The 1,237-nt window shown below is 66.0% G+C and carries 1 protein-coding gene; it reads left to right on the forward strand.

All coding sequences use genetic code 11. The features are described 5' to 3' along the window. Positions 1-19: 19 nt before the first annotated feature. The coding region (locus HV670_RS30025) for a chloride channel protein (protein ID WP_246258136.1) at positions 20-1,237 on the forward strand (1,218 nt) is incomplete at its 3' end.

Here is a 1,237-nt window from a genome sequence, read left to right on the forward strand (position 1 = left end):
GCGCCGCGAGCGGACTCCGCTGGCGATATTGACCGCAGTCACGCTCCTGACGGGTCTCGGCGCCGGTCTCGGCGGCATGCTGCTCGCGTTGCTGCTTCACTGCATTCAGCACGTCGCGTACGGCTATAGCACGACGCACGTCATCAGCACCGAGAGTTTCCTGCAAGGCGTCACCGGTGCCTGGCCCGAACGGCGTGTGCTCGTCCTGACGATTTGCGGACTGGTGGCGGGGCTCGGCTGGTGGTCGCTGTATCGCTTCGGGCGGCCACTCGTGAGCATTCGCCAGGCCATCAAGTCCGACGATCCGCAGATGCCTCTGTTGAGCACGGCCGTTCACGCCTTGCTGCAGATTGTCACCGTTGCGCTCGGCTCGCCGCTCGGCCGCGAGGTCGCACCGCGCGAGATCGGCTCGGCGTTCGCCGGTTGGCTGTCGCGCCGCGCGGGATTGTCGGTAGCGGAGAGCCGGATCATGGTGGCGTGCGGCGCAGGCGCGGGTCTGGCCGCCGTCTACAACGTGCCGCTCGGCGGCGCGGTGTTCGTACTCGAAGTCCTGTTGGGCACGTTCGGCTGGACGGCGCTGGTGCCGGCCATCGTGACCTCGGCGGTGGCGGCGCTGGTCGCGCAACAGGGGCTGGGCAACGAGCATCAATACTGGGTGCCGTCGATGACGTTGAGCGCGTCGCTCGTGGTCTGGTCCGTGGTGTGCGGTCCGGTTTTCGGCGCGGCGGCCTGGGGTTTTGCTGAGCTGATGAAGCGCTCGCGCGCAAACGCGCCGAAGGATTGGCGTTTGCCGGTGCTGTCACTGTTGAACTTCGCGATCATCGGCGTGTTGGCGATGCATTTTCCGCAGTTGCTGGGCAATGGCAAAGGACCCGCCGGTCTCGCGTTCGACGGTGGTCTGACGATGAGTCTCGCGGCAACGTTGCTGGTGCTGAAGGTGGTGATTACCGCGAGTAGTCTGCGCGCGGGGGCCGAAGGCGGTTTGCTGACGCCTGGGCTCGCGAACGGCGCCTTGCTTGCGATTGTGCTCGGCGGACTCTGGAGTGTGGTTTGGCCTGGCGAGTCCTTAGGGGCATTCGCGATTGTCGGCGCGACGGCGTTTCTGGCCGCTTCGATGCAGATGCCGATTACGGCCGTGGTTCTCGTTTTCGAATTTACCCGCGTGGGTCAGGATTTCCTGATTCCCGTTCTGCTGGCTGTCGGCGGCGCGGCGCTGGGGTTTCAGGGGTGCCAGCGG

Origin of the sequence: Pararobbsia alpina, assembly GCF_902859895.1 — a bacterium.
Taxonomy (GTDB): domain Bacteria; phylum Pseudomonadota; class Gammaproteobacteria; order Burkholderiales; family Burkholderiaceae; genus Pararobbsia; species Pararobbsia alpina.